19 protein-coding genes are annotated in these 21,823 nt (G+C 65.5%); 15 read left to right on the plus strand and 4 right to left on the minus strand.

What is annotated here, in order from left to right; genetic code table 11:
- The first annotated feature begins 93 nt into the window (after positions 1–93).
- The 7 genes from ACIBI6_RS27120 (at position 94) to puuE (ending at position 8,864) form a co-directional block, all read left to right on the plus strand.
- Positions 94–723, plus strand: a complete 630-nt coding sequence (locus ACIBI6_RS27120; RefSeq protein WP_364353425.1) for a TetR/AcrR family transcriptional regulator — start codon at positions 94–96, stop codon at positions 721–723.
- Positions 720–1,406, plus strand: a complete 687-nt coding sequence (locus ACIBI6_RS27125; RefSeq protein ID WP_364353422.1) for a VC0807 family protein — start codon at positions 720–722, stop codon at positions 1,404–1,406. Before ACIBI6_RS27120 ends, ACIBI6_RS27125 begins: the two co-directional genes overlap by 4 nt.
- 522 nt (positions 1,407–1,928) lie before the next feature.
- Entirely contained in the window at positions 1,929–2,786 is an 858-nt protein-coding gene (locus ACIBI6_RS27130) for an FAD binding domain-containing protein (RefSeq protein ID WP_396958269.1), read from the plus strand.
- Positions 2,783–5,590 carry a molybdopterin-dependent oxidoreductase gene (locus ACIBI6_RS27135; protein ID WP_396958270.1) on the plus strand — a complete coding sequence of 936 codons (2,808 nt, stop codon included), beginning with the start codon at positions 2,783–2,785 and terminating at the stop codon, positions 5,588–5,590. Before ACIBI6_RS27130 ends, ACIBI6_RS27135 begins: the two co-directional genes overlap by 4 nt.
- Positions 5,591–5,722: 132 nt before the next feature.
- Complete coding sequence (locus tag ACIBI6_RS27140) at positions 5,723–6,910, plus strand: DUF6986 family protein (RefSeq protein ID WP_364353413.1); 1,188 nt, start codon at positions 5,723–5,725, stop codon at positions 6,908–6,910.
- A gap of 17 nt (positions 6,911–6,927) precedes the next feature.
- Entirely contained in the window at positions 6,928–7,950 is a 1,023-nt protein-coding gene (gene alc / locus ACIBI6_RS27145; RefSeq protein WP_396958271.1) for an allantoicase, read from the plus strand.
- A gap of 5 nt (positions 7,951–7,955) precedes the next feature.
- Complete coding sequence (gene puuE, locus ACIBI6_RS27150) at positions 7,956–8,864, plus strand: allantoinase PuuE (protein ID WP_396958272.1); 909 nt, start codon at positions 7,956–7,958, stop codon at positions 8,862–8,864.
- Positions 8,865–8,946: 82 nt separating this feature from the next.
- On the opposite strand, the gene ACIBI6_RS27155 is transcribed toward puuE, so the two are convergent.
- Positions 8,947–10,068, minus strand: a complete 1,122-nt coding sequence (locus tag ACIBI6_RS27155) for a lipase family protein (protein WP_364353403.1) — start codon at positions 10,066–10,068, stop codon at positions 8,947–8,949.
- 432 nt (positions 10,069–10,500) lie between these two features.
- Between ACIBI6_RS27155 and aceA the strand changes: the two genes are divergently transcribed.
- The 7 genes from aceA (at position 10,501) to ACIBI6_RS27190 (ending at position 17,610) form a co-directional block, all read left to right on the plus strand.
- Positions 10,501–11,790 (plus strand): isocitrate lyase, encoded by a 1,290-nt coding sequence (gene aceA, locus ACIBI6_RS27160; RefSeq protein ID WP_364353400.1) that lies wholly within the window; start codon positions 10,501–10,503, stop codon positions 11,788–11,790.
- Positions 11,791–12,161: 371 nt separating this feature from the next.
- Complete coding sequence (locus ACIBI6_RS27165) at positions 12,162–13,031, plus strand: 3-hydroxybutyryl-CoA dehydrogenase (protein WP_364353397.1); 870 nt, start codon at positions 12,162–12,164, stop codon at positions 13,029–13,031.
- Positions 13,032–13,154: 123 nt separating this feature from the next.
- The gene (gene metE, locus ACIBI6_RS27170) at positions 13,155–15,461 is read left to right on the plus strand and encodes a 5-methyltetrahydropteroyltriglutamate--homocysteine S-methyltransferase (RefSeq protein ID WP_364356388.1); all 2,307 of its coding nucleotides are present in this window, start codon (positions 13,155–13,157) and stop codon (positions 15,459–15,461) included.
- Between the two features lie 108 nt (positions 15,462–15,569).
- Positions 15,570–15,989: a VOC family protein gene (locus ACIBI6_RS27175; protein ID WP_364356385.1), complete on the plus strand. Its 420-nt coding sequence runs from the start codon at positions 15,570–15,572 to the stop codon at positions 15,987–15,989.
- Entirely contained in the window at positions 15,989–16,555 is a 567-nt protein-coding gene (locus ACIBI6_RS27180) for a TetR/AcrR family transcriptional regulator (protein WP_396958273.1), read from the plus strand. The genes ACIBI6_RS27175 and ACIBI6_RS27180 overlap by 1 nt, the downstream gene beginning before the upstream one ends.
- 159 nt (positions 16,556–16,714) lie before the next feature.
- The gene (locus tag ACIBI6_RS27185; protein WP_396958274.1) at positions 16,715–17,380 is read left to right on the plus strand and encodes an LLM class flavin-dependent oxidoreductase; all 666 of its coding nucleotides are present in this window, start codon (positions 16,715–16,717) and stop codon (positions 17,378–17,380) included.
- Positions 17,381–17,394: 14 nt separating this feature from the next.
- Positions 17,395–17,610 carry a hypothetical protein gene (locus ACIBI6_RS27190; RefSeq protein ID WP_396958275.1) on the plus strand — a complete coding sequence of 72 codons (216 nt, stop codon included), beginning with the start codon at positions 17,395–17,397 and terminating at the stop codon, positions 17,608–17,610.
- A gap of 10 nt (positions 17,611–17,620) precedes the next feature.
- On the opposite strand, the gene ACIBI6_RS27195 is transcribed toward ACIBI6_RS27190, so the two are convergent.
- Together ACIBI6_RS27195 and ACIBI6_RS27200 are read right to left on the minus strand one after the other, a co-directional pair.
- Entirely contained in the window at positions 17,621–18,352 is a 732-nt protein-coding gene (locus tag ACIBI6_RS27195; RefSeq protein WP_364356376.1) for a ZIP family metal transporter, read from the minus strand.
- A gap of 240 nt (positions 18,353–18,592) precedes the next feature.
- A complete protein-coding gene (locus ACIBI6_RS27200; protein ID WP_396958276.1) occupies positions 18,593–19,153 on the minus strand; it encodes a TetR/AcrR family transcriptional regulator in 561 nt (186 codons plus the stop codon).
- Between the two features lie 124 nt (positions 19,154–19,277).
- On the opposite strand from ACIBI6_RS27200, the gene ACIBI6_RS27205 reads away from it, so the two are divergent.
- On the plus strand, positions 19,278–20,579 hold the full coding sequence (locus ACIBI6_RS27205; protein ID WP_364356370.1) for a hypothetical protein: 1,302 nt from the start codon (positions 19,278–19,280) through the stop codon (positions 20,577–20,579).
- On the opposite strand, the gene ACIBI6_RS27210 is transcribed toward ACIBI6_RS27205, so the two are convergent.
- Positions 20,580–21,782 carry an AI-2E family transporter gene (locus ACIBI6_RS27210; protein ID WP_364356367.1) on the minus strand — a complete coding sequence of 401 codons (1,203 nt, stop codon included), beginning with the start codon at positions 21,780–21,782 and terminating at the stop codon, positions 20,580–20,582.
- Positions 21,783–21,823 lie beyond the last annotated feature (41 nt).

Consider the following 21,823-nt stretch of genomic DNA (forward strand, 5'->3'; position numbering starts at 1 on the left):
GCGCTGCGCAGACACTACGACCAATACCCATCGGAGTTTGCTCGTCTGTTCCGAATATTGCTTAGCTGAGCAAGACGCACTAATGTTTTGCTTATGCAAGCAAGGAGTGGCTCAGGTAAGCGTGAGGCGCGGACCTTCACCGAGACCGCGCGCCGCGCGCAGATCGTGGAGGCCGCGATCGAGGTGATCGCCGAGGCCGGCTATCCGAATGCGTCGTTTGCGAAGATCGCCAACCAGGCGGGGCTGAGTAGTACCGGCATGATCTCCTACCACTTCGAGGGCAAAGATGATCTGATCCGCGAGGTGGCCACCGAGATCGTGCGCGTGAATACGGAATTCGTCGTCGCCAAGCTCGACGCCGAGTCCGGATATACCGCTCAATTACGCACCTGGTTCACGGCCAACCTGGCACTGCTCGGCGAGTACCCCCGACATCAGCGGGCGCTGGCAAGCATCATCGCCAACATCCGTCCCGACGACCCGCAGAAGTTCGGCCTGGTCGAGCATCTGGCCGAGATCACCCGTGCCGAGGAGCGGTGGATGCGAGAAGCGCAGCGGGCCGGCGCATTTCGCGACTTCGATCCCGCCATCATGGTGCTGGCCATCCGGGGCGCGCGGGAGGCGGCCATTACCCGAGCCGGCCTCGACCCCGACTTCGATACCGCGGCCTGCGCACGCGAACTGGCCGACCTATTCGATTACGCCACACGGAGGCAATCGTGATCACGTCCCGAGCCGAGATGAACCAGCAGCAGTCGATTGCGGCGGATCGCACGTCGCGACAGAAAAATGCCGCTGCGCGCCGCCTCGTCGCGCGACAATTGATCGTGGAACTGGTGCTGCCGATCGGCGGCTACTACGGCTTGCGTGCGGCGGGAGTGAATCCGTGGCTGGCGCTGATCGCGCCCGCCGCGCTCACCGTGCCATTCCTCACCTACCACGCGATCCGGCAGCGCCGCGTCGACACGGTGGCGCTGTTCACTCTCACCATGATCGTGGTGGGCGCGGTGATGTCGCTGGTGACCGGTGATCCCCGCACGCTGATGGTGCGTGACAGCTGGATCTTCGGCGTGCTAGGCCTGTGGATCTTGGCCACCCTGTTCACCCAGCAGCCCTTCATACGCACAACTTCCCGCGCGATCGTCACGGCGAAGATCGGCGAGGAGGGCTACCGGCAGTGGGATGCACGCTGGGATAACGACTCCCAATTCCGCCGCCAGCTGCGAGTGCTGACCGCGGTCTGGGGGTCAACCTTCTCTGGAGACGCACTGGTACGCGTTGTGCTCGCCTACACGCTCCCGATCGACTCGGTCCCGCTGGTGAGCAGCCTGCAATGGCTGGTAGTCCTTGCCGGGGTGTGGACCTTTCACACCGTCTACGTCACCAGGAAAGGACTGAAAGTCTGAGCTGGTGTATATGGTCGCACGCGGTATCCCGAGCTCGCAATGTGCCGAGAGTGCCTGTGCCACTGGAAATTTTGAGTCGTTGCTGATGTCACTGAAGTCGATACGTGTGTTTGCAGCCCGGTTTGGCTCTCGCTGCGCCGACCTCCACCAACCCGTATCCCGGCAGCGCCACGCGGATCCGGTTCGGCGCTCCGATGCCGCAACGCCTTGGTTTCTGCGACGGATCCAGTCGTGCGAGGGCTGTACCCGGATACACAACCCGATCGCCGGGCCCGGTCCGTCGTGTGCAGACCGGACCTGGCTGGTCTTCGGGGGCAAACGCGTATTCAGTGGGTCGGGCGAGTTGCCGTGGTTAAGACGAATGTCCTGATCAGACGGTATTGCTGGATACTGGAACTACAGACGTCGCGGACTGCGCGGTTCCGTGGGTAACGACCGCGCAACCTGGGACGGGTGTCGCGCAACATCGCGGCAACCCACGGCTTCTACTGTGGCGGTAGCGGTAGTGGAGCGAGGTGTGGTGTGGATCTGGACACGATTCGAGATGTGATTGTGGCGCGGGGGCGGGCCGACCTGGCTGTTGTGGGCGGGGGTTGTGCGGTGCTCGCCGGGGGGACGTTCTTGTTCTCGGAGCCGCAGCAGGAGCTGGATCGGCTGGTCGATATAGCCGCGCTCGGGTGGGCTGCTCTGACGGAGACGGGGGAGGGGTTGGAGATCGCGGCTACCTGCACGTTGGCGGAGTTCGCCGGGGCTGGGGTCGGGCGGGAGTTGGGGGTGGCGGTGTTGCGGGTGGAGTGGCCGGGGACGGCGTTGTTCGCGCGTGCGTGTCGGGCGTTGGTGGCCTCGCACAAGATATGGCGGACGGCGACGGTGGGCGGGAATGTGTGTTTGTCGTTGCCCGCCGGGGCGGTGTTGGGGGCGCTGGTGGCATTGGACGGCGTCGCGCTGGTGTGGTCGCCGGATGGCGATGATCGGCGGATTCCCTTGCGGGAGTTCGTGCTCGGGCCGGGACGCAATGTGCTCGGTCCCGGTGAGGTGTTGCGGTCGATCACCGTTCCGACTCGAAGTCTGCACGCGCGCACCGCATTCCGGAAGATCGCGCTGGCTCCGCTCGGTCGCTCCGGTGCGGTTGTGATGGGTCGGCGCGAGGCGGACGGCCGCTGCGCACTGACCATAACCGCGGCGACGACCCGCCCCATAGTGCTGGATTTCGATGCGACGCCTGGTGATGCGGAGGTGCGGGGTGCGGTAGCAGCCATCGACCCGACACTGTGGTTCGACGATCCGCACGGAGCACCGGACTGGCGTCGCCATGTCGCCGGTGTGCTCGCTCGCGAGGTCGCGGCCGAGCTACGCACCGAAGCCGGTGATGGGCAATGAGATTCGAGGTCGATGGTCGCTTGGTGCAGGCCGAACCTCGTCCGGGGCAATGCCTGCGTACGCTGTTGCGCGAACACGGCCATTTCGCGGTGAAAAAAGGTTGTGATGCGGGCGATTGCGGTGCGTGCACCGTGCAACTGGACGGTGTGCCGGTGCACTCGTGCATCATTCCCGCCTATCGTGCCGCGGACCGCTCCATCACCACCGCTTCCGGCCTCGGTACCGCCGAAGAGCCGCACCCCGTCCAGCAGCGGTTCGTGGACTCGGCGGCCTTCCAATGCGGTTTCTGCACCGCGGGCATGGTGGTCACCGCCGCGGGTCTCGGCTGCGGTGGCCGGAGCGCCCCGGATCCCGAGGCACTGCCAGAGCTCATGAAGGGAAATCTCTGTCGCTGCACCGGATATAGCACGATTGCCGATGCCCTGGGCGCTGCTTCCCCCTCGGATCCTGATGGCGTATCGGCGCATGGTGCGGACGCGACCATATACCTGAACCCTGCTGCTCGGCACGTCTCATCGGAGGAGGCCACTGGACGAGCGGGCACCGGTGTCGGCGCGCCCGCCGGACCTCGAATTGTCACGGGTGCAGAACCCTTCACCTTCGACGTCAGCCCCGAGGGCGAGGACGCACCTCCGACGGCCCCGCTACATATCGCCGTCCTGCCGAGCCCGCACCCCCACGCGCGAATCGTCTCCATCGACACCTCGGCCGCCGAAAACCTGCCGGGCGTGTATGCGGTGCTCACCTACGCGGACGCCCCCGATCTCGCCTTTTCCACCGCACGCCACGAACTGCGAGTCGACGATCCGGATGACACCTATGTGCTGGATCGCACGGTGCGATTCATCGGACAGCGGGTCGCCGCCGTGGTGGCGCAGAGCCTGGATATCGCCCGCGCAGGTTGCCGAGCACTACAGGTCGAATACGAAATCCTGCCGGCGGTATTCGATCCGGCCGATGCATTGCTTTCGGACGCGCCGAAACTGCATGCCGATAAACCGGATTCGGCTCGTATCGCCGATCCAGAACGCAATCTGATCGCCGAGATCAACGGTGCGGTCGGTGACGTCGAGGCGGGCCTCGCCGCGGCGGCACAGGTGGTCAGTGGTGTCTGGCACTCCCCGCGGGCCCAGCACGTACATCTGGAAACCCACGGCGGTATCGGCTGGTTGGACGCGGACGGCAGGCTGGTCATCCGCTGCAGCACACAGGTCCCGTTCCTGGTGCGCGACGAGGTGTGCCAGATATTCGGGCTACCGCGTGACCGGGTGCGCGTATTCGCCAAGCGCGTGGGCGGTGGATTCGGCGCCAAACAGGAGATGCTGGCCGAGGACCTGATAGCGCTGGCGGTACTGCGCACCGGTCGTCCCGTGCAATACGAATTCACCCGCTCCGATGAATTCACCAGCGCCACTTGCCGTCATCCGATGCGGGTGGCGGTCACCGCGGGCGCGAATGCCGACGGCGTGCTGACCGCACTGTCGATCGACGTGCTCGCCGATGCCGGTGCCTACGGCAATCACAGTGCGGGCGTGCTGTTCCACGGCGTCGGCGAATCCATCGAGGTCTACCGTTGCGCCAATAAGCGCGTCGAGGCGAAGACGGTCTACACCAACAACATTCCCTCCGGCGCATTCCGCGGCTACGGCCTCGGCCAGATCATCTTCGGCGTCGAATCGGCCATGGATGAACTGGCGCGCGCGCTCGATATCGACCCGTTCGAATTCCGCCGCCGCAATGTCATCGTCCCCGGCGACGCATTCGTCGGCGCGGAAGTGGGCGACAGCGATCTGGACTTCGGCAGCTACGGCCTCGATCAATGCCTCGACCTCGCCGAACGATCCTTGCTGCGCGGCAATGGTGTTCGCGCTCCCGGTCCGCAATGGCGCGTAGGTACCGGTATGGCGCTGGCCATGATCGCCACCATCCCACCGCGCGGCCACCGCTCCGAGGCAACCGTCGCCTTGCTCCCCGACGGACGCTACGAACTCCGGGTCGGCACAGTCGAATTCGGCAACGGCACCACAACAGTGCACGCCCAACTCGCGGCAACGGCACTGCACACCGACATGCGCCGCATTGTGATCCGGCAATCGGACACCGATGTCGTCGGCCACGACACCGGCGCCTTCGGATCCACCGGCATCACCGTCGCGGGCAAGGCCTCCTATGCCGCAGCCGTGGCATTGCGCGAGCACATCCTGGTCCGGGCCGCCAAGCTGACCGGTCGCGCCGAAGCGGAGTGCGTCCTGGTTGCCGATGGCGTCCGCTGCGGCGATCGACTGATCGGCGCCACCGAGCTCCTGGCCGACGGCGAGTTGTCCGGACACGGCGAACACGCGGGCAGCCCGCGATCGGTCAGCTTCAATGTGCAGGCATTCCGGGTCGCCGTGCAGCCCGAGACCGGGTTGGTGCGCATCCTGCAATCCGTCCAGGCCGCCGACGCGGGCACGGTGCTCAATCCGGTGCAATGCCGCGGCCAGGTGGTCGGCGGCGTGGCGCAAGCCATCGGCACCGCGCTCTACGAGGACATGCGCTGCGCGCAAGGCGAGGTAACCACGCGGACGCTGCGGCACTATCACATCCCGCAGTTCGCCGATCTGCCGCACACCGAGGTCTACTTCGCCGAAACCGCCGATGACCTGGGCCCGCTCGGCGCCAAGTCGATGAGCGAATCCCCGTACAACCCGGTCGCCCCCGCCTTGGCGAATGCCATCCGCGATGCTGTCGGGGTACGACAGACCGGTTTGCCGATGACGGCGGACCGGATCTGGCGCGCCCTTCAGGAAGGAGACCAGGGGTGAGCACTCAGCGACGTGAGCGTCAGGCCCGGAGGAGGCAGCGTGCGTAACCACCCGGGTCCGGGAAACACAGCGCCGGCGAGCGGCGCAAATTCGACACGGCTACCCGAGAACGTCCGCGCTCGCATCGACGCGATGCTCGACACGGTCGACGCCGAGTTGCGGACCCGGTATCCGGGCTCCGACGGCCGGGTCCAGCCGATCCACACCGCCTACGTCCCCGCCGACCGGGCCACGGCCACGACCCCCGTCGAATGGGGTGCGGCGGCGATAGAACTGCTCGATCGCCACCATGATCTGCTCGCCGGAATCGACGGCACAGCCGCGCTGCCCGCCGTGCGCAGCCAACTCGAGCAGCGGCCGATCCAGGATCTGCGCATCGACTTCGAAGACGGTTACGGATTCCGCGCCGACGCCGAGGAGGACCAGGCCGCCACCGATGCCGGCGCGACACTCGCCGCGTGGGCGCAGCAACCCGGTGGGCCGACCAGCTTCGGCATCCGGATGAAGGGCTTGGCGGGTATCGAACGCACTCGCGCCCTGCGCACCCTCGAGCTGGTCTTGGATGCCGCGGGCGGTGTGCCGCGGGGTTTCGTCTTCACCGTCCCGAAAATCCGTGCGGCGCACCAGGCTGCGGCGCTGGTCACCCTGTGTGACGGACTCGAGCGCGGCTGCGGGCTCGATGCGGGCACCCTGCGATTCGAACTGCAGATCGAGAGCCCGCAGGCGATTATCGCCGCCGACGGCAGCGTCCCGGTCGCCAAGATGCTTCGCATGTCCGAAGGCCGTTGCAGTGCTTTGCATTTCGGCACCTATGACTACACCGCAGCGTGCGGTATCGCCGCACCCGATCAGGCGCTCGACCATCCGACGGCGGACTACGCGAAGTCGATCATGCAGGTGGCCGCGGCCCAGACGGGTGTGTGGATCTGTGACGGCTCCACCCAGATCGTGCCGGACCGCGATCCGGAATCCGCACTGCGCAACCATCATCGGCTTGTCGGCCGGGCGCTGCGCCTGGGTTACTACCAGGGCTGGGACATGCATCCGGGCCACCTGATCACCCGCTGGCTGGCCACCTACGAATTCTTCCGTCGCGCCATCGACGTCGCGGTGCCACGTCTGGTCGCCTACCTCGACCGGCGCTGCGGCGGCGTCATGGACGAGCCCGCCACCGCGGAAGCCTTGGCGGCCACCGTTTTACGCGGCCTGAACTGCGGCGCACGCACCGCCGATGAGCTGCGCGCGCTCGCACCGGTACTGACTCCCGGGGTGCTGCGGGCACTCGTCGCGCGCGAGCCGATTCCGCAGGAGACGCTGTGAACTACGCAGGAGGTGTAATGAGTGGAGCATCGCGTAGCGATTCCGTGGACGGTGATCGGCGGGCGACGGGTGGGCCCGACGCCGCAGTTTTCACGCTGCTGCCCGACCTTGCCGTCCGGGCGCTCGGCGGCTCGGTCATCTGGGCCAACGACGAATTCTTCGCCGAGAAAGAGAATTTGATCAATCCGGGACCGTCGGAATACCGACCGTCGACCTTCGGACACAAGGGCCAGATCTACGACGGCTGGGAAACCCGCAGGCACCGCGGCCGCCCCGGCGACGATTGCGCCATCGTGCGGCTGGGCGTACCCGGCGTGATCCGCGGCATCGTGGTGGACACCGCCTGGTTCAAGGGCAACTATCCGCCCGCGGTTTCGCTCTCAGCACTCGAGATCGACGGCTATCCATCCGCGGAAACCATCGCCGAGCGCGACGACTGGGTGACCCTGATCGACCGGGCCCCGGTAACCGGTGACAGCCGCAATCCATTCTCGATCGAGAACGAAAACCGTTGGACCCATGTGAAACTCACCATGCACCCGGACGGCGGCGTCGCCCGGCTGCGCGTGCACGGTGCGGGCAGGCCCGACCCGAATCTGCTCGGCCTTGGCCCACTGGACCTGGCCGCCCTGGAAAACGGCGCCCTGGTCCTCGACTGTTCCAACCGCTTCTACAGTTCGCCGAACCAACTGCTCTACCCGGGTCTCGCGCGAAAAATGGGTGACGGCTGGGAAACCGCCCGCCGCCGCGACGACAACAACGACTGGGTGCGGATCCGGCTGGCCGGACCCGGCCTCATCCGCCTCGCGGAGATCGATACGTCGTACTTCCTCGGTAATAGCCCAGGTTCGGCCCGACTCACCGGCCGCACCACCGACGGCACCGAACTCGAATTGCTCCCGCGCACCGAACTGCTGCCCGATACCAGGCACCGCTTCGTGATTGCGCCGATGGCGGCCTCGGTGGAGGAGGTCCGACTGGATATATACCCGGACGGCGGGCTCGCACGGCTGCGCCTCTACGGCGAACTCGGGGGCTGAGTGGCATGGGTGAACGAGATTTCGTCGGCTACGGCGCGACGCCACCGGATCCGCAGTGGCCCGATGGTTCGAAGATCGCGGTCCAGTTCGTCCTCAATTACGAAGAGGGCGCGGAGCACAATGTGCTCGACGGCGATCCGCATTCGGAGACTTTTCTCTCGGAAATGACTCCCGCGCAAGCGTTTCCGAATCGCCACATGAGCATGGAATCGCTCTACGAATACGGCTCTCGCGCCGGACTGTGGCGCGTACTGCGCGTCTTCGAACGCCGCGACCTACCGCTGACCATCTTCGCCGTCGCCCACGCTATGCAGCGAAATCCGGAGGCGGTGGCGGCCTTTCAGGAACTCGGTCACGAAATCGCCAGTCACGGCCTGCGCTGGCAGTCCTACCAACTCACCGACCGCGACATCGAGCGCGAGCATATGGCCGAGGCCGTGCGCATCCTCACCGAACTAACCGGCGCGGCCCCGCTCGGTTGGTACACCGGCCGCGATTCACCGCACACCAGGGAACTGGTGGTCGAACACGGCGGTTTCGTCTACGACTCGGACTCCTACGCCGACGATCTCCCGTACTGGGTCACCGTGCGTGGCAGGAACCACCTGGTCGTCCCGTACACCCTCGACACCAACGACATGCGCTTCGCCTCACCCGCGGGCTTCCCGAGCGGCGAACAATTCTTCGCCCACCTCCGCGACGCCTTCGATGTGCTCTATCGCGAAGGCGCGGAGGGCAGTCCGAAGATGCTGTCGATCGGTCTGCACTGTCGTCTGGTCGGCCGTCCGGCTCGCATAGCCGCCCTCGAGCACTTCCTCGACCATGTCCAGTCTCATAACGATGTCTGGATCACCCGACGCATCGATATCGCCGAACACTGGCACCGTACCCACCAACCGATCAGCCGCGACTAGCGGCAGCGAGTGCGCCCGACAACCGCGCAAATTCCGCGGTGATGACACCGAAGGCGGTTACGGATAGGTCGTTCGGATCGCGTCAGGCAAACTGATTGCGGACGAACGACAGCGAATTCGCCAATGACGCGTTGACCGTCCCGTCGTGATCGTAGGGGTAGACGTAGAACGTGACCGGCTGCTGATTGGCCGCGAGCACTGCGGCGAACCGCAGTGTCTGCGGGGCGATCACATCCGTATCGAGCAGGCCCTGGCCCAGGAACAGTGGCTTGTCGTAACCGGATTCGGGCAGGCCCATATACCCGGATAACAGTCCGTGCAGGTTCGGAATCTGTGCGAGCGGCCGTGCGAACAGGTCGCCGACCAGCACGTCGTTCGCGCCCAGCGCGTCGGCCAGCGGGGTGACGCACATCTCGCGGGCCCGGCCGAGCCATTCGCGGCCGGAGTCGGTCAGGACGGACTCGATGTCAAGCTGCGGATAGGTCGTGCGCAACCCGTTCAGGATGTAGAGCAGGTACGCGGTGCTGTGGTGGTTCAACTCGACAGCTGGCACCTGCGGCCCGAGCAGCTGCAGTATGTCTTCGATATACGCGGGTACGCCGGTGCCCACCGCGCCGCGGTAATCGAGTTCCGGTCCGCCGAATTCGGTCGCGTACCGGGCGGTGAACACGGCCGCACCGCCGCCCTGTGACTGCCCGACGACCATCCACCTCTTCGCCAGCGACGAGTACTGTCTGGTCGCGGCCTTGACCGCGTCGACGACATTGTGTGCTTCCACGCGTCCATCGAGGTAGGGATGGTCGCCCGGCGTACCGAGTCCGGCATAGTCCGCGGCCACGATCGCGTATCCCTGTCGCAGCCAGGTCCCCAGATACGCCCAGTCCCGTTCGACCGCGCTGGGTCCGGCGATGCTGTAGGCGCAGTTGTCGCCGAGCCCGACGGTGCCGTGCGCCCACGCGATCACCGGCCAGCCACCCTCGGGTGCCTCCCCGGGCGGGAAATAGACCGCGGCGCTGGCCACCGTCGGCGCATCGTTCGTGGTGGTCGTCGCATACAAGATGCGGCTGGAATCCACCGACCCGGGCAGCGTCGCCACCGCGGCCAGCGGCGCGACGGATTCCACCGTGCTCGGATCGGCGCTCGCCGCGGGCGACTGCACGCCAAGGCCACATACGACGGCAACGGCGAGCCACAGTTTCCGCATAAAAAGCTCCTCTCGGACGCTGAGCGTCTCTCCCCGATGGACTCGGTCCGTCAATCGAACCATCGCGCCCATCTCGAGGTGGCGGGGACCACACAGACGCTTGTGAAGGTGCTCACAACCCGGAATGCCGAGCGCGTCGGATGGCGGGCCGGGGAGCGATCGCAAACAGTACGAGCGTTACGCTAAAACCGCACGTCAGAGCTACCGGCGGGTAGGTTGCATGCTTGCAATTCGCAGGCAAATTTCGCAAGGTTAGCAAAGGCCGGTCGAAACCTAGCTCCGATTCACACTTGCAACAGGTAGACGGCTATTTCCTGGTGTGCAATCGTGTGGAAGTACACCCCATTGGCCTAGCAAGCCTGCAAATTGCCGCCACAGCAGTTCGAGCGATGCTCGACCGTGGGGCACCGAAACGAAGAAGTGGAGTCAGAGATGTCGAACGCCGGCACCCCGAAGACCGCTGCGGAGATCCAGCAGGATTGGGACACCAACCCGCGCTGGAAGGGCATCACCCGCAACTACACCGCCGAGCAGGTGTCGAAGCTGCAGGGCACCGTCGTCGAAGAGGCCACCCTCGCCCGTCGTGGCTCGGAGATCCTCTGGGATCTGGTCAACAACGAGGACTACATCAACTCCCTCGGTGCCCTCACCGGTAACCAGGCGGTTCAGCAGGTCCGTGCCGGCCTGAAGGCCATCTACCTGTCCGGTTGGCAGGTCGCCGGCGACGCGAACCTGTCCGGCCACACCTACCCGGACCAGTCGCTGTACCCGGCCAACTCGGTTCCGTCCGTGGTCCGCCGCATCAACAACGCGTTGCTGCGCGCCGACGAGATCGCCAAGGTCGAGGGCGACACCTCCGTCTCCAACTGGCTGGCCCCGATCGTCGCCGACGCCGAGGCCGGCTTCGGTGGCGCGCTGAACGCCTACGAACTGCAGAAGGCCATGATCGCCGCCGGTGCCGCCGGTGTGCACTGGGAAGACCAGCTGGCCTCCGAGAAGAAGTGTGGCCACCTGGGCGGCAAGGTGCTGATCCCGACCCAGCAGCACATCCGCACCCTGACCTCCGCGCGTCTGGCCGCCGACGTCGCCGACGTGCCGTCGGTGATCATCGCCCGCACCGACGCCGAGGCCGCCACCCTGATCACCTCGGACGTGGACGAGCGCGACCGTGAGTTCCTGGACGGCACCCGCACCGCCGAGGGCTTCTTCGGTGTGAAGAACGGCATCGAGCCCTGCATCGCGCGCGCCAAGGCCTACGCCCCCTACGCCGACCTCATCTGGATGGAGACCGGCGTGCCGGACCTCGAGGTCGCCCGCAAGTTCGCCGAGTCCGTCCGCAGCGAGTTCCCGGACCAGCTGCTGGCCTACAACTGCTCGCCGTCCTTCAACTGGAAGGCCCACCTGGACGACGCGACCATCGCGAAGTTCCAGCGTGAGCTCGGCGCGATGGGCTTCAAGTTCCAGTTCATCACCCTGGCCGGCTTCCACTCGCTCAACTACGGCATGTTCGACCTGGCCCACGGCTACGCCCGCGAGGGCATGACCGCCTTCGTCGACCTGCAGGAGCGCGAGTTCAAGGCCGCCGCCGAGCGTGGCTTCACCGCCATCAAGCACCAGCGTGAGGTCGGTGCCGGCTACTTCGACACCATCGCCACCACCGTGGACCCGAACACCTCGACGGCGGCCCTGAAGGGTTCCACCGAAGAGGGCCAGTTCCACTGATACATGGCGGCGCTCCGCGCCGCGTGTTCGCGGCCCCCAAGGCTCGCTTCCGAGCACTCGAGACTCGCGCCTTCGGCGCATGCGCTTCGAGTACTCGGAAGCGAGCCGGCCGCGAACGGGCTCGTCGGGCTCGCCCCGTACGGGGGTACGGAAGCCCTCGACGTCGCCACACCGTGTTTGCACAGGGAATTGAGGTTCCCAACGTGAATACCGCTAATCCTCTACTCCAGTAGGGGTGTACCGCCCTCCCGGCTGAACAGCCCCAGCCGGGAGGGCATCCCTATACCTTGGACCATCGAAGGCCGACTCTTATCGGAGCACCCTTCGTCATCAGCCACCCGACAGCCAGACAAAAACAGCAGGAGCGGGACGTGAGCAGCGAGAAGATTCAGCGCGTCGGCATCATCGGTGCCGGACAGATGGGTGCCGGAATCGCGGAAGTGTGTGCGCGGGCGCATATCGATGTGCTCGTCTACGAACAGACCCGGGAGCTAGCCGCCGCGGGCCGCGCTCGCATCCTGCGCTCGCTGGATCGCGGCGTGAGTAGCGGCAAGATCACCGAGCGCGAGCGCGAACAGGCCGCATGGCGGCTGCGGTTCACCTCCGACCTCGGCGATTTCGCCGACCGCCAGCTGGTGGTCGAGGCGGTGCTCGAGGACGAGAAGGTGAAGACCGCCATCTTCGCCGAACTCGACAAGGTCGTCACCGATCCGGACGCCGTGCTGGCCTCCAACACCTCCTCCATCCCGATCATGAAGATCGCCGTCGCCACCGCCAACCCGGAGCGCGTGGTCGGCATGCACTTCTTCAACCCGGTGCCGGTGCTGCCGCTGGTCGAGCTGGTCACCACGTTGAAGACCAGCGCGGCCGTGTCCGCGCGGGCCGAAGCCTTCGCCGGCGAGGTGCTCGGCAAGCAGGTCGTGCGCTCGGCCGACCGCTCCGGCTTCGTGGTGAACGCGCTGCTGGTTCCGTACCTGCTCTCGGCCATCCGGATGGTCGAATCCGGCTTCGCCACCAAGGAAGACGTCGACAAGGCGATGGTGCTCGGCTGCGCCCACCCGATGGGTCCGCTGGCGCTCACCGACCTGGTCGGCCTCGACACCGTGAAATCCATTGCCGACTCCATGTACCAGGAGTTCAAGGAGCCGCTGTACTCGGCGCCGCCGCTGCTGATGCGCATGGTCGAGGCCGGTCTACTCGGCAAGAAGACCGGCGCAGGTTTCTACCAGTACAAGGTCTGATAACGCGTCGCTTCTGGTCTGATACCGCGGTGGTGGCGCCACTCGGACGCGAGACACCAGGGGGCCGCGAACACGCCGCGCCGCAGGCGCGGCCAATCAACACAGCAAGGGAGTGCCCCGCTCATGGTGAACGTTCAGGACGGTTACGGATCCAGCATTCTCGGCTACCCGAGGATCGGGCCGCACCGGGAACTCAAGCGGGCCCTCGAGGGCTATTGGCGTGGTGGGGTTTCGCGCGACGAACTGCTCGCGGTCGGGCGCGATATCCAGGAGCGGCAGTACAACGGGTTGGCCGCCACCGGGCTGACCCAGGTGCCGGGCAACACCTTCTCCTTCTACGACCACATTCTCGACAATGCGCTGCTGTTCGGTGCGGTGCCCGCGCGGTTCAAGCCCTACCAGGACGAGTTGCATCCGCTGGACTTCTACTTCCTGATGGCGCGCGGTCGGCCGGATCTGCCGCCGCTGGAGCTGGTGCGGTTCTTCGGTACGAATTACCACTACCGCCAGCCCGAGCTCGACGAGAACACCGAATTCTCGCTGCACCCAGAGGCTTTGCTCGACGAATGGGATCGCGCCAAGGCCGGTGATATCGAGTTGCGTCCGGTGGTGGTCGGCCCGGTGTCGCTGCTGCTGCTGTCCAAGGCGGGCCATATCCCCGGTGAGGCAGGCGGTTTCGACACGCTGAGCCTGTTGGACAAGCTGCTTCCGGTGTACGAGGAGCTGTTCGAGATCCTCGCCAAGCGCGGGTCCACCTGTGTGCAGTTGGACGAGCCGTGCTTCACCAGTGAGCGCACGCCTGCGGAACTCGCCGCGTTCGAGCGTGCCTACCAACGACTTTCGACCTCTGCCCTGCGTCCGCGCATGCTCGTCACCGGGCAATACGGTGATTTCGGTGAGGCGCTGCGCATCCTGGCCGAGACCAATGTCGAGGCCATCGGACTGGATCTGGCCAGTTATCGGATCCAGCCGGAAGAGCTCGCCGAGATTCCCGGCATTCGGCGTAAGCGCCTGTACGCGGGCGTGATCAGCGGTCACAATGTCTGGCGCGCGGATCGTTATGTGACGCTGGAATACCTCAACGAGCTGGCCAAGGTGTGCCCCGATCTGGTGGTGTCCACCGGCACGACACTGCTGCATGTGCCCTATGACGTGCTCGCCGAATACGAAATCGAGGGCAATGTCGCCGACCGCCTCGCCTTCGCGCGACAGAAGGTGGGCGAGGTGGTTTCGCTCGCCAAGGCGCTCACCGAGGGACCGTCGGACAAGTGGCGCAAGCGGCCGACCGAGGTGCATTTCAAGCAGAAACACGCGGTGCGGCAACGGGTTTACGCGATCACGCCCGGCATGCGCTCGCGCGAACCGTACGAGGTGCGCCGCGAAGCTCAGCAGCGCAAGCTGAATCTGCCGCCGGTGCCCGCGACCACACTGGGTTCCTTCCCGCAGACGAACAAGATTCGTCAGGCGCGCTACGACCTGGGCGAGGGCAAACTGTCCTACGACGAATACCGCAAGAAGATCGAGGCCGAGATCGAGGCCACGATCCGCCTGCAGGAGGACATCGGCCTGGATGTGCTCGTGCACGGTGAGCATGAGCGCAACGACATGATCCAGTACTTCGCCGAGCTGCTCGACGGCTTCGCGACCACCCACTTCGGCTGGGTGCAGGTGTACGGATCCCGTTGTGTGCGACCGCCGATCATCTACGGTGACGTGTCGCGGCCCGCGCCGATGTCGGTCGAGTGGATCAGCTATGCCCAGTCGTTGACCGATAAGCCGGTCAAGGGCATGGTGACCGGTCCGGTCACTATGATCGCGCGTTCGTTCGTGCGCCAGGATCAGCCGCTGTACGAGACCGCCGATCAGGTCGCGCTTGCCATTCGCGATGAGGTCGTGGATCTGGAACGGGCCGGGATTTCGATCATCCAGGTCGACGAGCCCGCCATTCGCGAGCTGCTACCCATGCGACCGCACGGGCGCGCCGAATATCTGCGGTGGGCGGTCGCGGCGTTCCGCCTGGCCACCTCCGGCGTCAAGCCGGAGACCCAGATTCATACGCATATCGGTTATTCCGGTCGCACCGAGGTGGTCGACGCGATCGAGGAACTCGACGCCGATGTCACCGCGATCGTCGCGACCCGCTCGATCGAATGGGTGCTCAAGGCGCTCAAGGAAGATTCCGTATCGGGTCACGGCCTGAGTCACGGCGTCGGTCCCGGTGTCTACGAGAGCCGTTCGGCGCGGATCCCGGATATCGATGAGCTCGACGAATTGCTTACGGCCGCGGCCGAAGCCATCAGTCCGGAACGCCTGTGGGCGAATCCGGACGGCGGTCTGAAGACCCGGCACTACTGGCAGCTCGAGCCCTCGCTGCGCAATATGGTCGCGGCCGCTCGCCGCGTTCGCCGGCGGGCCGCGCCGACGGAGTAATACCGAAGACGAAGGCCGCCGCCATGTCTCGGACGTGGCGGCGGTCTTTTGCGGCTCGGTGATGAATGCCATATCAAATCGGTACAGTGCGTACTGTATCGTTGAGATATGGCTGAGCAGACATGGCCCGAGTCGTTGCCGGTGGCCCAGGTTCGAATTGCCAGGCCCACCGATCGATTGGTAGAGGTCGTGCGGTTCTACGTCGAGGGGTTGGGACTGCGCGAGCTCTACCGATTCGAAAATCACGCGGGCTACGACGGTGTGATGCTCGGATTGCCGGGCACCGGATATCACCTGGAATTCACCACCCACGTGGACGGCAGTCCCGGCGATGCGCCGAGCGCGGAAAACCTGCTGGTGCTCTACTTTTCGACCGAAACCCAGATGTACGACGTCGCACAGCGCCTCGGTGAATTCGGCGTGCAGCCGGTCCCAGCCGAGAATCCGTACTGGGCGGCCAACGGCGGCTTGACCTTTCCGGATCCGGACGGTTGGCGAGTCGTCCTGATGCCGCGTCCAGTGTTCTGATGCCGGGACGCGCCCGCGAAGACCGCATAGATACCGCGGTGCTCGCCGCGACTCGAGAGCTGTTGGACGAGAACGGCTATGCCGAACTGTCCATCGGCCAGGTCGCGGCCAGAGCCGGACTGCACCGCCCGGCGATCTACCGCCGCTGGCCCTCGAAACGTCACCTCGTTGTCGATGTCGTCGCCGACCTATTGGGACTGCGACCAACTCCGAACACCGGCGACCTGCGCGCCGATCTGACCATCGCAATGCGCAATCTGGTTGCCGCACTACGCGATACCTCGCTGAACCACGTCCTTCCCGCCCTGGTGGCGGATCTCGCCAACGACCCGGAACTACGCGCGCATTTCCTTGCAACGGTATTCGAACCACGCAGACGAACTACCGCGATCGCCCTGGAGTCGGCCATCCACCGAGGTGATATCGATCCGGGTGCCGACCTCGATTTCGTCCTCGACGCGGTCGCCGCCCCGATCTACTACCGCGCCCTCTTCGGCCATCTACCGCTGAACGAAACCCTCGCCGACCAGTCGGTCGATGCCGTGCTGCGCGCTATCGCTCGCTGACCCAGCCGAGTCTGCGCCGGAATCGGCGGGCGACTGTCGGTGTTGATCTGATGGGCCGGGCAGCTCGTCTACCAACCGGGCACCGGTGTACAGGGCGCGCGGTGAATCGACAGGGTGCCCGGCGTGCCGCTGTCAAGACACGGATCGAGAGCCAACGCCATGCCTTTGAGAGAAACAGTCGGTGAGAGCAAGGGCCTTCGGCTCGGTATCGCACCGCATGGGTTATGGCCCGAGAACGCCGACGACCTCGACGATGTCGTCGAAACCGCTCGTACCGCAGAGCAATTGGCCTTCGATCATATTGTCGCAGGCAGCCATGTGCTGGCTGGTGAGCTGGGTGTCACGCATGAGCCGCTGATCATGCTGTCGGCCATCGCCGGCGCGACCTCGCGCATCGGCATCGCGACCAGCGTGCTGATCCTGCCGCTGTACAACCCGGTCGTGCTGGCCCATCAGACCGCGACACTCGACCGACTGTCGCGCGGGCGGTTTGCGCTCGGCGTCGGAATCGGTTGGGACCGTGCGGAATTCGATGCCGTGGGAGTGCCATTCAAGGAACGCGGCAAGCTCACAGGCGAGCATCTGGAAGTGCTGGCCGCGTTGTGGCGAGGTGAGGCCGAGCCGCGGCTCGGTATCGCGCCGCGCACGGCCGGTGGACCACCAGTTTGGTCGGCGGAAGCAGCGATGCCGCACTGCGCAGAGCCGTGCGCTTCGGCAGCGCATGGCACGGTCCGGTCGCCGATCCGGCCGAGCTGCGGCGAATCCACAACCGGCTCACCGAGCTCGCCGAAGCATCCGCCATCGAGCGGCAGCCGCTGCGACTGACTTCGGTCGCCTTCGTGGTCCCACCCGGATTCACCGCCATCGGCCGCGATCCAGGACGGTTGCTCGGTGGCGGGCAGCCGACGGCCGCAAGCATCGTCGACGAACTCGGTGCCCTCCACGAAGCCGGACTGCACGCCTGCTCGATCTGGCTGCCGGTGCCCGGTCCCGCATTCGCCGAGGCCATGGCCTGGGTGGCCCAGGAAGTGCTGTCGCAACTCGACGAGCGCTGACCACTGCTGGTCAGTGACTGAGTGTGGCCACGACGAGCATGAATATCGCGCCGGTGACGGTGCAGGCCAGGGTCAGTCGGGACGGGTGTTCGGCGTGGGCCTCGGGGAGGATGTCAGCGGTGGCGAGGTAGAGCAGGAAACCGGCGAAGTAGCCGAGGTAGAGGCCCACGGTTGCGGCCGGAACCCGGATGACGGTGCCGATCACCGCACCGACTACCGGGGCGATGGCGTCCAACGTGAGCAGGATCAGCGCGCGTCGGTGGGCGCTGCCGTACAGCGTGGTGATGGTGAAAGTGTTGAAGCCATCGGCGAAGTCGTGACAGATGACGGCGATGGCGACCGCGATACCGACGGTGGCTCCGGCTTGGAAGCCCAAACCGATACCGAGACCGTCGAGGGTGCTGTGGAAGATCAGCCCCGCCGCGGCGAGCAGGCCGACGGATTCGAAACCGTGCTTGTGTGAACCGAATTCGCCTTCATGGCCGGTGTGGATGGCGACCGCGCGCTCGATGATGTGGATGGTGACAAAACCAACGACGGTGGCGATGAGCGCCGCCGGGACACCGAGCACGATCTCCCCTGATTGCTCCAAAGCCTCCGGTAGCAGGTCGAAGAACACCACACCCAACATGACACCCGCCGCCAGTCCCAGCACCAGATGTTTGCGGTCGCCGATCCGCACCGCAACCAGCCCGCCGACCAAGGTCGAGCACATCGATACCAGCGCGAGCAGAATCGCCATCGGTCCAGCATCGGTCACTCGTCGCCGAGGCGATGCGATATTCGCGCAGTAAGTTCGCTACCTGTTCGCGAAGCCAGCGGCACGACGCATTGGCAGCGGCCGCCATTTCGGGCGCGCAGAGCGTGGATGTGGCCGAGCGGATCAACGCGTGAGCGGGCTACGGCGCACAGAGGGGTGAGCGAGCGACGTTTCGCGCCCAGCGGGACCACCCGGAAGCACGCATAGACAACGGTGCGGCGGTCAAGTACCGCTCTCAGCTGGGAGCAGTGCGCCGAAAGTGCGCAGACCTGCGGTGATATCGGCAGCGGTGGGGGCGTTTTCCGGGTCGACCAGGTGTTGGATCAGCAGCCCGCCGATCATGGTTTGCAGGACGGCGCCTACTTGCGGGTTCTGCCCACCGAAGAAGTCGGATAGTTCGGTGCGCGCCCGTTCCTGGGCGGCACCCAGTTCGGCGCGCAGTTCGGGGGAGTGCAGTGCCTGGGCCAGACTTTCGCCATTGGCGGTCCAAAGGGCGTGATCCTCGGTGAACGAGGTGATCAGCTGCTGTAAGAAGTCCTGCAGTCGCGCGACCGGATCCGCGGTGTCGCGGGCGGGGAGTGAATCGAGAATCCGCTGGACCGCATCCGCGCTCGATTCCATCATCGCCTGATTGAGCAGCTTGTCGCGGGTGCCGAAGTGGTAGTTGATGGCGGCCAGGTTGGTGCCGGAGGCGGCCACGATATCCCGCACGGTGGTGCGCGCGTATCCGCGTTCGGCCAGGCACTGCTTGGCCGCGGCGAGCAGATCTTCTCGGGTTCCCACCTCATCAGCGTGGCATACATCTGTTTATGACACACGTTTCAAACAATTGTTTGTGACAAGCGTTTGAAACAACTGTATGTTGAGGGCGTAGCCTGCTCCACCACACAGAAGTACGAGACGACCAATGACCGCACAGCGACCGCTTTCTCCGTTCGAACTCACCTACTTCGGCTCCGAAACCCGACTCGGCAGCGTGCCGACCGGCGGTATGCCGCTGTTCATCGGTTCCACCGTGCACGGCCTGCTGGATGTCGAGATCCTGCGCCGAGTGCTCGACGAACTGACGGCCGACCACCCACTGCTGCGCAGCAAGCCGGTGGCCGATGCCGACGGAACCTTGTATTTCCGCCGGGACGACGCCTACCGGCCCCGCCTCGAGATAGCCGAGGGCGGTGAAGCCGAGTACCTGAATCTGGTGAACGGACCACGGGATTGGCGCGACGGCCTGTTCCGCGCCCATCTACTCCGCGACGGTGAGCGCGATCAGATCGTCCTGGTCATCCATCACGGAATCGCCGATGGCAGGTCGGCTTTCGCGCTACTCGCGCAGATGTGGCAGCGCTACACCGCGCATGCGACGGGAACCGCGCTGCCACAGGCGGATGCCGATCAGGGGTTGCCCGAGGGCATCGATATCCAACTTGCCGAGGTGGTTTCGGATGCGGAGGTAGCCGGGGCGCTCGACGGGGTCCTCGCGGCGGCCTCGATGATGGGTCCGGAATCGGCTCCGCGCACCTTGCCGATCGACGGTGACGGGATCGGCGACGATCCGCTGGGCCGATTCGCGGTGCAGCGAATCGAACTGGATACCAAGGAAACCCAGATCCTGATCGACGCCGCTCGCGCGCGCGGGCTTTCGATCAACAGCCTGCTCAGCGGCGCCGCACTCGTCGCATTCCGTTCCCAGCTCGAACCTATGCGGGGAAAGCTCCCGGTATTCTGTGGCCACGCGGTGGACGTGCGATCCGAGCTGAATCCACCGCTGCCCGCGCACGCGATGCTGAATTGTGCGTCCGGTGTTGGCACCTTCGCGCTCGTCGCCGAGAACGCGAGCCCGATCGATATCGCACACGAGGTGGCCGCGGGCATGGCGACCGCATTGGAGCAGCGCGAAGCCCCAATATTTTTGCTCGCCTCACAGCGCGTCCAGGATGCGGCAATTGCCGCGATCTTCGCGGCCCCGCCGACCGTCGCCATCTCCAATATCGGTCGTCTGCCCGCACATTCGACGCCAGCCGGTATCCGCCACATTCGCGACGACGTCTACGCCATGGGCCCCGGCATGCCGCCGAAGCTCACCGCCTTCACCATCGGCGGGCGCCTGACCATCCAGGTCGAGTACGACACCGCCCAGCACAGCCGCGCCCAAATGGGCAAGGTCAGCTTGGCGCTGATCGACGCACTGCAGGGCATTCGCGCCGAATGATCACTCCAGTGACCGACCGCTTCCGCTGAGGCGAATAGTCAACTGGCGCATCCATTTCCGTTGTTTCTTCGGCGGCTGCTCGGTCTTTTCGGTATCGCTGTCCGTTTCGACCTCATAACGGCGGATATAGGCGCCCGCGAACGCCTGCACCGTCGCGGTGACCGGAATCGCCAGCAGCGCACCGGTCGGCCCGAGTATCGCCGCACCCGCAATGACCGCGCCGAATGCCACGGCCGGATGCATATCCAGCGTGGTCGCGGTGATTCTCGGTTGCAGCACATAGTTTTCGAACTGCTGGTACACCACGATGAAGCCCAGAATCCACAGCGCGGTGGACGGACCGTGCACCAGTGCGACGAGTACCGGCAGCGCACCGGCGAGATAGGTGCCGACGGTCGGAATGAACTGGGAGACAACGCCGACCCACAGCGCTAGCGCGAATGCGGAAGGCACATCGAGGATGCGCAGCGCGGCATAGTGCGCGATCGTCGAGCACAGCGCGAGCAGCCCGCGCGAATAGATATAGCCGCCGGTCTTGTCGACGGCGATATCCCAGGCGCGCAACACATGTCGCTGGTGGCGCGGCGGCAGCAACGAGCAGACCGCATTGCGGAAGCGCGGTCCGTCGGCGGCGAAGTAGTAGGTGAACAACAGCACGCCGAGGGACTGGAAGATGGCCCCGACCGCGGCGGTGCCGACACCCCAGGCATTACCGGCCAGCCCGACCAGATAGCGGTCGATGGTGGAACTCCACTCACCAAGATACTTCCGCAGATCATTGCCGGACAGATTCGTCTTGAAGTTGCGATTGGCCCAGTCGACGGCCTGATCCGCGTTTTCGGGCGCGTTCTTGACAAGGGTGGTGACCTGGTCGACCAGTAGCGCGCCGAGCGTCCACACGAATGCGACGGTGCCGACGGCCAACACCAGGAACACCACCCCGGTCGCCAACCCGCGCCGAACCCCGCGCGCGGCAAGCCAATTCACCGCTGGCTCGATGGCAAAGGCAAGGAACAGCGAAACCAGCAGCACCAGTAGGAAACCCTGCAATTTCTGCAGAATCCAGAAGCCGCACACCAGCCCGGCCACCGTCGCCGCCGCGAGCAGGAATGCTCGCAACAGCCACGGCGGCGGCCCCGCGGTCACATCGGCGATGACCACCGCCGTTTCGGCGGGTGGGGATTGCTCTTCATCCGCAGACACATCGCCAAGCTAGCGAACCGGCGACGAATCGGCGCAACGAC

This window comes from Nocardia sp. NPDC050412 (assembly GCF_044458825.1).
Taxonomy (GTDB): Bacteria; Actinomycetota; Actinomycetes; order Mycobacteriales; family Mycobacteriaceae; genus Nocardia.

Bases quoted from the DNA above. Each gene is read 5' to 3' on its own strand.
- ACIBI6_RS27135 (WP_396958270.1), top strand. From the start codon at position 2,783: ATGAGATTCGAGGTCGATGGTCGCTTGGTGCAGGCCGAACCTCGTCCG.
- alc (WP_396958271.1), top strand. From the start codon at position 6,928: ATGAGTGGAGCATCGCGTAGCGATTCCGTGGACGGTGATCGGCGGGCG.
- ACIBI6_RS27120 (WP_364353425.1), top strand. From the start codon at position 94: ATGCAAGCAAGGAGTGGCTCAGGTAAGCGTGAGGCGCGGACCTTCACC.
- metE (WP_364356388.1), top strand. From the start codon at position 13,155: ATGGTGAACGTTCAGGACGGTTACGGATCCAGCATTCTCGGCTACCCG.
- ACIBI6_RS27155 (WP_364353403.1), bottom strand. From the start codon at position 10,068: ATGCGGAAACTGTGGCTCGCCGTTGCCGTCGTATGTGGCCTTGGCGTG.
- ACIBI6_RS27175 (WP_364356385.1), top strand. From the start codon at position 15,570: ATGGCTGAGCAGACATGGCCCGAGTCGTTGCCGGTGGCCCAGGTTCGA.
- aceA (WP_364353400.1), top strand. From the start codon at position 10,501: ATGTCGAACGCCGGCACCCCGAAGACCGCTGCGGAGATCCAGCAGGAT.
- ACIBI6_RS27205 (WP_364356370.1), top strand. From the start codon at position 19,278: ATGACCGCACAGCGACCGCTTTCTCCGTTCGAACTCACCTACTTCGGC.
- ACIBI6_RS27185 (WP_396958274.1), top strand. From the start codon at position 16,715: ATGCCTTTGAGAGAAACAGTCGGTGAGAGCAAGGGCCTTCGGCTCGGT.
- ACIBI6_RS27180 (WP_396958273.1), top strand. From the start codon at position 15,989: ATGCCGGGACGCGCCCGCGAAGACCGCATAGATACCGCGGTGCTCGCC.
- ACIBI6_RS27195 (WP_364356376.1), bottom strand. From the start codon at position 18,352: ATGGCGATTCTGCTCGCGCTGGTATCGATGTGCTCGACCTTGGTCGGC.
- ACIBI6_RS27140 (WP_364353413.1), top strand. From the start codon at position 5,723: ATGCTCGACACGGTCGACGCCGAGTTGCGGACCCGGTATCCGGGCTCC.
- puuE (WP_396958272.1), top strand. From the start codon at position 7,956: ATGGGTGAACGAGATTTCGTCGGCTACGGCGCGACGCCACCGGATCCG.